Annotated in this window: 5 protein-coding genes; 3 read left to right on the top strand and 2 right to left on the bottom strand. The window is 51.2% G+C overall.

Annotated features, from left to right (window positions below):
- A partial coding sequence (locus PKI34_13405) for a hypothetical protein (GenBank protein HNS18801.1) occupies window positions 1–2,119 on the bottom strand: 2,119 nt, incomplete at its 3' end.
- An 844-nt stretch (window positions 2,120–2,963) separates the two neighbouring features.
- On the opposite strand from PKI34_13405, the gene PKI34_13400 reads away from it, so the two are divergent.
- From PKI34_13400 to PKI34_13390, 3 genes are read left to right on the top strand one after another with little or no spacing between them, the layout of a single operon-like run.
- Window positions 2,964–4,871 (top strand): nucleoside-diphosphate sugar epimerase/dehydratase, encoded by a 1,908-nt coding sequence (locus tag PKI34_13400; GenBank protein ID HNS18800.1) that lies wholly within the window; start codon window positions 2,964–2,966, stop codon window positions 4,869–4,871.
- Entirely contained in the window at window positions 4,868–7,267 is a 2,400-nt protein-coding gene (locus PKI34_13395) for an O-antigen ligase family protein (protein HNS18799.1), read from the top strand. The genes PKI34_13400 and PKI34_13395 overlap by 4 nt, the downstream gene beginning before the upstream one ends.
- Window positions 7,264–8,235, top strand: coding sequence for a UDP-GlcNAc--UDP-phosphate GlcNAc-1-phosphate transferase (locus PKI34_13390; GenBank protein ID HNS18798.1), 972 nt, complete (start codon window positions 7,264–7,266; stop codon window positions 8,233–8,235). The genes PKI34_13395 and PKI34_13390 overlap by 4 nt, the downstream gene beginning before the upstream one ends.
- Window positions 8,236–8,375: 140 nt before the next feature.
- On the opposite strand, the gene PKI34_13385 is transcribed toward PKI34_13390, so the two are convergent.
- The coding region (locus PKI34_13385; protein HNS18797.1) for a hypothetical protein at window positions 8,376–8,565 on the bottom strand (190 nt) is incomplete at its 5' end.

The raw sequence follows: 8,565 nt of genomic DNA, 5'->3' as shown, positions 1-8,565 counted from the left end.
AGACCCCTTCGCAGTTGTCAAGTCCTGTAAAGGTCGGAGTGATCACATCCGGGTTGCAGCAGTCACCGGGGATCAGTCCGCTGATGGCATCGGTGCTGATGACCGGATCTTCGGTGTCAATGGTCCAGGTATACGTTAGTGTAATGCTGACAGGGTTCTGGCACTCGTCAATGGCTGAATAGACAATATCCTGTTCCATGGTGCAGTCACCCGTCTGGGTCGGAGTCCCTGGTGTGCAGGTCACACTAACAGGACCGTCACAGATATCCGAGGCTGTCACATTGGGATCACAAACCGGCGGGGTATTGCAATCCAGGCTTAAGACGGTAGGAATGCCACTGAAAGAAGGTGGCGCAGTATCTATTTTCCAGGTAAAGGTTACCGTTGCAGATACAGGATTCTGGCACTCATCAACGGCTGAATACACAAAATCCTGTGTATAGTCGCAGCCTGTCCATGTCGGGCATCCTGACTGGCAGGTCACGCTCACCACGCCGTCGCAGTCATCTGTGGCGGTCAGAGTGTAGATACAGGTAGGCAGTGTCAGCGGGTTGCAGCCCAGGTCGCCTCCGGCAGGAAGGGTTGGAAGCACCGGTGGGGTTACATCTATTTTCCATGTATAGGTAACAGTCTGTGAAACAGGATTACCGCACTCATCAATGGCTGAATACACAAAATCCTGTGTATAGTCGCAGCCGGTGTTTGTGGGTCCTTCCGTCTCGCAAGTCACGCTTACGGGGCCGTCACAGATATCCGTGGCTGTCACGCCGGGATCACACACCGGCAGGGGGGGATTGCATCCCAGGTCACTGCCTGTGGGTACGTTTGCAAGTACCGGCGGGGTCAGATCTACCTTCCAGGTATAGGTAACACTCTCTGCTCCAATATTGCCTGCGTTGTCTACCCCATAGTAATAATTTGTCTGGGTCCAGTCACATCCGCTGGTTATTGTCTCAGTTCCCGCCTCACAGGTAATGGTTACCGGCTCACCGCAGTTGTCGGTGGCTGTAATACCACTAAGATTACATTCCATTTCTTCAGGACCAGGGTTGCATCCCAGGTATTCGTCTTCAGGTACGCCCGAAAGAACAGGCAGGGTCACGTCTGTCGTTCCTGAGACAGGCTTATATTGAGTTACAGCACCCGGGCTTTCGTGCCTAATGCTATTTGCAGTATAATCTGTTCCTGTTAAAGGTACAAAACGCACATAAATAGGAGTGGCCTGGATATATCCCGGATTAAGAGAATCCGTTTCACAAAGAATTATTGGATCAGTGGAGAAACCACTTGTAGCATTTAGTGAGATCTGAAAACCAGGAGGAGGTGTAACGGTAATGCAGTTGGGAGGAATGATATTATCTCCACCAACATTATAGGATGGTGCAGGACCTGTAGGCGGATCATAGGACCCGACACAAGTATAGTCAAAAACGTCAAGATCACCAGTTACATAGATGACTGGAGAACCACTTTCTTTGGTTCTGTAATAAATGGTGATCTCCATGTAATCAACCAACGCTTGTCCAGGCAATATGTCCCATTCTTGATTCTTTACTGTCAGGGCAGCCCCAAAGTCCGGATCCATAACATCAGCACACGTCCAGTTAGTTCCCCACAGATCACCATCACCCCCATAGGTCCGTAATACAGGACTTTCAGTCCAGGGAGCAGAACTTACCTTATTATCTCCTACAGTGATGCCATTTTTCATCAGCATTACAGATTGATCATAAACGGTAGCCCAGATATTCGGATCACCTGTAGAGCATAGCATCTTTAATTCTATTCCGGTTATTTCCTGTGTGACATCACTCAGGCCGGTGAAATCGAAATCTGAGCCTTTTAGAGTATCGCTGGTATAATACCACCACAATGTCAAGGGCAGGTCACATGATGCTTCACCACCACCAATAGCGGTAATATTACCAGGATTGTCCCAATCATAATCACCGTCGGTCCCATTAAGACCAATATCCGGTAGGTTTGTTTGCGATTGCGCAAATGCCCCGGTCGATGAAATCAGGGAAATGCTGAAAAACAGGATCAAGGCCAATAACGAAGAATTGGCTAAAATCCTTCGCAGTCTTACTGTTTTTAGTGTTAGTGTAAAATTCTTCATATCATTTATGGTTTTAATTTCTGGTAAAAAAGTATCTGTCTTTTTCATAAATAACGTATTTCTTCATTCATTATCGTCATTACACTCAGGATCCGGGCTCGTTGAACCGGATGGTATATCTGAATTTTCCAATGTGCTCAAAGCGGTCATAAAAGGATTTAAGAACGGTTGACAACCAACAGAACACCGCGCTGCACTCAATTGCAAACGGCTGACTGCCGCTAAGCCTTCAGCCTGGTGAGAATCAAGAGAAAAGATGTATCCGTGTGTCATTCACTAAAATTAATTACACATAGCTCCAAATCGAAGCAAATATACCATTTGTACGTATCAAAAGCAAAAATAGTTTAAAATTTGTTCAATATTTTATAAAAATATTCCACCGCCGTAATCTCTGTGATGGACTGATCCTCTTCGTCCTCTCCGGTCATCGTCCTAATTGCCGACAAAATAAGTACAAAAAAATACGATATCCAAAAAAAAAGCTGAATAAAAAATTATATTTAATAACAGGCCATTGTTCAAATCCAAAGGTTGGGGATGATCATTGTTAATATGTTTGAATCAATGAATGGAACCGGTCTTAATACTGAATGACAGGTAAGATAAAATAAATACCCGGCCTTGATAAAATAATTGGCCGTATATAATATATAATGTATAAAATACAGTCCTCCCATGTCATTAATAATGTATGATCCACGGTTTATGCCACTGTGTTCCCAATAAAAACCAGGGAAGGTGTTCTTTTTTCAATCATTTTTGTAGTTTTGCGGTGTAAGGGGTATCCTGAGGGCAATGGTTCTGACAACCCGGGACACGGTTCCTTCTTATTGAAACTACGATGATCCAACGATTCCTGGTTCATTTTTCAAACCGGTTCGTATCACGTTACCTGGTGCTGGCATCCGATGTTGTGATCGTGGTGGTTTCACTGGTCACCGCTTACATCATCCGTTTCAATTTTGATCTGACCTACATCCATCAGTGGAAACTTTCCACCTATCTTCCCGTGGTGGTGTTTTTTTCCCTGGCCGCCTTTCTCATCACACGCTCCTATGTCGGGATCATCCGCCACACCAGCACCAACGATGTGATCCGGATCTTCCGGGCGGTGCTGTTCACCATCATCGCGCTGGTGCTGCTCAACACCATCATCCAGCGGTTCGGATGGCCGTTTGAGCAAATCCTTCCCCTCAGCATCATCATCATCTTTGGCCTGATCACCCTGTTTTTGATGATCTTCACGCGACTGCTGTCGAAGCTGGTCTGGATCCGGCTGATGAAAGGGCGAAGCGAGAACATCCACGTACTGATCTATGGAGCCGGCAAAGCCGGGATCCTCACCAAGGATGCGCTGATCAACGACCTGAACAACGACTACAAGGTGGTGTGTTTCATTGACGACAATCCCGGCAAGATCGGCAAGAGCCTGGAGGGCATCCCCGTGAACGGGCCGGAAGTGCTCAATGCACACTATCTCGCACAGAAGAAAGTCAGCGAGGTGATCATCGCCATTCACAGGATCGATCCCGTAAAAAAACGGCAGATCGTGGATGCCTGCCTTCAGTTTAATGTTACCGTCAAGGACATCCCTCCCGTTGAATCCTGGATCAATGGTGAGATCCAGGCCAAGCAGATCAGGAATGTCAGCATTGAGGACCTGCTCCAGCGTGAGCCGATCGTACTCAGGAACAGTCAGGTAGCCGGTGAAAACCAGGGGAAGGTGGTGATGGTGACGGGTGCTGCCGGAAGCATCGGCAGTGAGATCGCCCGGCAGCTGATGCATCTGAAGGTGAAGAGCATCATCCTGGTGGACCAGGCCGAAACCCCGCTTCACGAGCTGACGCTGCGGTTCAGGCAGACCTTTACGGATTTCAGCAGGATCGCCCGGGTGATAATTGCCGACGTGAGTGACGCCCACCGGATGGGACGCATCTTCGAACAGTACCGGCCGGAGCTGATCTACCACGCAGCAGCCTACAAGCACGTGCCGATGATGGAAGAAAATCCCTGGGAGGCGATCCGGGTGAACGTTTTCGGCACGCGGTTGCTGGCCGACCTGGCCGTCAGTTACCAGACCGGCAAATTCGTGATGGTGTCCACCGACAAGGCCGTGAGGGCTTCCAGCGTGATGGGCGCCACCAAGCGCGCGGCGGAGATCTACATCCAGAGCCTGGGCAACCGCCAGGAACATCATACCCGCTTTATCACCACCCGGTTCGGGAACGTGCTGGGTTCCAACGGTTCGGTCATCCCCCTGTTCCGCCGGCAGATCGAAGAAGGCGGCCCCGTTACCGTCACGCATCCCGAGATCACCCGCTTTTTCATGACCATCCCCGAAGCCTGTCAGCTGGTGCTGGAAGCCGGCGCCATGGCCAAAGGGGGAGAGATCTACCTGTTCGACATGGGACAGCCGGTGCGCATCGTTGACCTGGCCCGGCACATGATCCGGCTCTCCGGCCTACAACCGGATAAGGACATCCAAATCGTTTACTGTGGCCTGCGGCCGGGCGAAAAACTCTACGAAGAGCTGCTGAACAGCACCGAGAACAACATCCCCACCCACCACCCGCGCATCATGATCGCCAAAGTGAGTCCTGTGGATCTTAATCTGGTGGTCCGGCAGATGGAACAGATCGAAACGGCCTGGAAATCGGGGGATGATGTGGAGATGGTACGCAGGCTCAAAGAGATGGTGCCTGATTTTCGCAGCAACAATTCGGTTTACGAAGCACTCGACAAACAATGAAAAATAAGACAGCCAAACGACCGGCCGGCACCAAAACCCTGGCAAAGGCCAATCCCATCAACATTCCGCTGGGTGTGGTGGTCCTTGCCTACATCCTGATCCCCACCTACACCCCCAACCTCACGACGTTCGACACCAATGCGCCTAAATTTTTGGCATTGTCGCTGATGAACCTGGCCGGATTCATCACCCTGTTCACGCAGCGTGACATCAGGCGGCAACCGGGGGCAATGGCCCTGTTTTTCAAGACAGGCCCGGGGATCGCTTACGCAGGCTTTCTGGCGGCGTCGCTGCTCTCGTTCTTCAACGCGCTCAACCTGACCGAGTCGCTGTTCCAGTTCACCAAGGTGTTCACGGTCTTTTCGGCAACATTCATCCTTTCGGTCATCCTGATGCACGATCCGCGATACCTGACATGGATCGTACTTGTCTTCACCGGGATGCTCATCTACGATTCCATCACCGTATTTTACCATATCCACGAGTTCATACAGGGGAAAATAAAGTCGGTACTGGATATCAAGACCATTTACAGCAACAAGAACATCCTGGCCTCGGCCATCTTTGTGAAGCTGCCCTTTGCCCTGTGGCTGATGCTGTTCAGCAAAAAATGGCTGAAGGCGCTGGGGTGGCTCGGGCTGGTGGTGGGTGTCGCAGCGGTCTTTTTCATGGCCACCCGTGCGTTCTACCTGGGCCTGATCGTCTTGTCGGTGGTCGTGCTGGCCTACCTGCTGATCGTTTATTTGCGGGGCAAACAAAAAAAATACCTGTGGATGGCGGGTGCGTACGTGCTCGCCCTGGGCATATCGTACCTGGCATTCTCGGGCACCCGCGAGCTGCTCTATCCCAAAAACAAGGAGAGCCGGTATACACAGGGTGTCGGGGAGCAGCTGGCCACGATCGGCACCTTCGAGGGCTCGTCGAGCAAGCGTATCAACGCCTGGAAGTGGTCGTGGCACATGCTGAAGGAAAAACCACTGTTCGGTGTGGGTAGCGGCAACTGGAAGGTGGTTGAGCTGAAATACGAGAATCAGAAGTCCGACGATTTCATCTATATGTACAAGGCACACAATGATTTCATTGAAACCGCTGCAGAAACTGGCTTCATTGGAGGGTTGTGTTTTCTGGCCATTTTTGCGCTGATCGCCTGGGCCTTCCTGAAGATGTTCTTTTCTGCCAGGGACGACCGCGACGACCTGTTCCGCTGGCTTTTCCTGGCCGCTTCCGGCATTGCCTTTTATTCGGTGGATGCCTTTTTCAACTTCCCGGCCGACCGGCCGGAGATCCTGTTGCTGTTCGCCTTCTTTGTGGCAACGGGGATCACCGTGATCGCGCAGCTGAAAAGACGAGGAGCGGATCCGGCACCGGAAGCCGCTCCCGGAAAGATGCAGCACGGGCTTTTATGGTCGCTTTCGGGTGTAGCCATCCTTGCGCTGATCGCCTCTTCGTATGTCTTCTACCTGAACTTCAAATCTTCAAGGATCCAGCGCATTGCCTACCAGGAGATCAAGGGAGGCAAGCTGAAAACTCCGGCCGATAAGATCGTCAATGGATTTACCCCCATCCCATCCATCGTCGGTTTTGCTGAAACTCAATCCAACGTCAAAGCCAGGTACCTTTTGAATGAAGGCAGAAATGAAGAGGCCATTGCCCTGCTGAAGGCCGACCAGGCCAGTCCCTGGGACGGCCGCCGCGAATATTTCCTGTCGATGGGATTCAACAAGCTCGAGCAGCCCGACAGCGTCCTTTTTTACGCGGAACGGATGTATGACCTCAAACCCAACCATCTGAAGAATATCAACGTGATGGTCAACCTCCTCGATAAAAAAAAGGAATATGACAGGATCATCTCCTACCTCGATACCTACCTGGCCGACCATCCCAAGGAAAGCAAGGTCTGGGTGAACAGCACCTACTATTACTACAAAAGGGGGGAGGTTGACAAAGCGTGGGAGCGCATTGAAGAAGCCAAAAAGCAGTTCCCGAAGGATTCCCTGGTGAACAAGCAGCACAATTTCATATATGATAAAAAATTTGTGGAACCGTTCCGGGAGGATTATAACAAAGCAGTGGCCGAATTCAATAAAAAGAATTACGGTGCCGCCCTGCCCTACCTGACCCGGTTTCTCGGGAATGTGCCCGACCATACCAACGCGATGGAATTCAGGGCTTTCACCCATTACTACCTGAAAAACTACCTGAAATGCATCGAAGACATCGATCGCCTGCTCACCCTGACGGATAAGGCGGGGCTTTTCAATCTCCGCGGCATATGTTACCGTGCCCTCAACAAGATGGAGGATGCCTGCAGGGATTTTGAAACAGCCATGAAAAAGGGAAATCCTGCGGGTAAAAGCAACTATGAACGGTTCTGTAAAGCGAAAAAGCCGCAATGATCCTTTACCCTGTTTCCGCCTTTGTCCTGCTGGCCACCCTGCTCCTTTATTTTAAGCTTGCTGAACGGTATCAGATCATCGACCGGCCTAATGAACGCAGTTCTCACCGGGGCGTTGCAATCCGTGGCGGAGGCATCGTGTTTCCGCTGGCGGCCCTGCTCTGGTTCGTATCCCACGGCTTTGCATTGCCCTGGCTGATCGCAGGCCTGCTGCTGGTTGCGGCGGTGAGCTTCCTGGATGACCTGCGCACGCTGCCCGGGAGCATTCGCTTTTTAGTACAGTTCATCGCGGTGAGCCTGATGCTCCTTCAGCTGGATTTTGTGGGTCTGCCGTGGTACCTGGTCATCCCGCTCTACATACTGCTGCTGGGATGGATCAATGCGTTCAACTTCCTGGACGGCATCAATGCCATCACGCCCTTTTACAGCCTGGCCGCGCTGGGCAGCTTTATGGTCCTGAACCACCGGCAGCCGTTTGCCCCTCCCCCGCTGCTGATCCTGCTGATCATTGCCGTTGTGATCTTCAGTTTTTTCAATGCCCGCCGCCTTGCGCGGACCTTTGCCGGCGATGTGGGCAGCATCAGCATGGCCTTTCTGCTGGGGTATCTGATGATCTGCCTCGTGTCGGTCACCGGACGGTTCGAATACGTGTTATTTTTCATCGTGTATGCTCTTGATTCCGTCGTCACGATCCTTTACAGGCTTTTTCGCAGGGAGAATATTTTCAGGGCCCACCGATCGCATCTGTACCAGTGGTTGTCGAACGAGCTGGGGTGGCCGCATGTGCTGGTTGCATCGCTGTATGCCGTGGTGCAGCTGATGATCAATATCTTTACCATCGTGCTGATACGGCAGGAGATCATGAAGCTGTCCATTTTTCTGGTGACCGTTGCGGTGCTCTCGCTGGTTTATCTGGTAATACGATGCGCCATCGGAAAAAGAATCGGGGCGGGAATGAATAGCCATTAACGATTAACCAGGTAGAAGGAGAGGTGGAAGAAGAAGGAGATTTGCGAAAGGAAGGAAGAGATATGAATTCGACCTTCCATTCATAAATCGCCTTCTACCTAAACTTCGAATTCAACTTCGAATGTTCTATTAATGGTGATTCAAAGCACCTGATCCCTGCTTGCGCAGGGATGACATTCCCTGCTTGCGCAGGGATGACGATGGCGCATCCCCAAAGGGAAGCAGATCCCTGCTTGCGCAGGGATGACATTCCCTGCTTGCGCAGGGATGACGAGGGCGCATCCCCAAAGGGAAGCAGATCCCTGCTTGCGCAGGGATGACATTCCCTGC

The sequence above is a fragment of the Bacteroidales bacterium genome (assembly GCA_035342335.1).
Classification (GTDB): Bacteria; Bacteroidota; Bacteroidia; order Bacteroidales; family JAGONC01; genus JAGONC01.
Note: the sequence above shows the minus strand (reverse complement) of the source record. Positions and strands in the feature narration are given on the sequence as shown.

Excerpts from the sequence above, each read along its gene's own strand:
- PKI34_13395 (HNS18799.1), top strand. The coding sequence starts at position 4,868 with ATGAAAAATAAGACAGCCAAACGACCGGCCGGCACCAAAACCCTGGCA.
- PKI34_13400 (HNS18800.1), top strand. The coding sequence starts at position 2,964 with ATGATCCAACGATTCCTGGTTCATTTTTCAAACCGGTTCGTATCACGT.
- PKI34_13390 (HNS18798.1), top strand. The coding sequence starts at position 7,264 with ATGATCCTTTACCCTGTTTCCGCCTTTGTCCTGCTGGCCACCCTGCTC.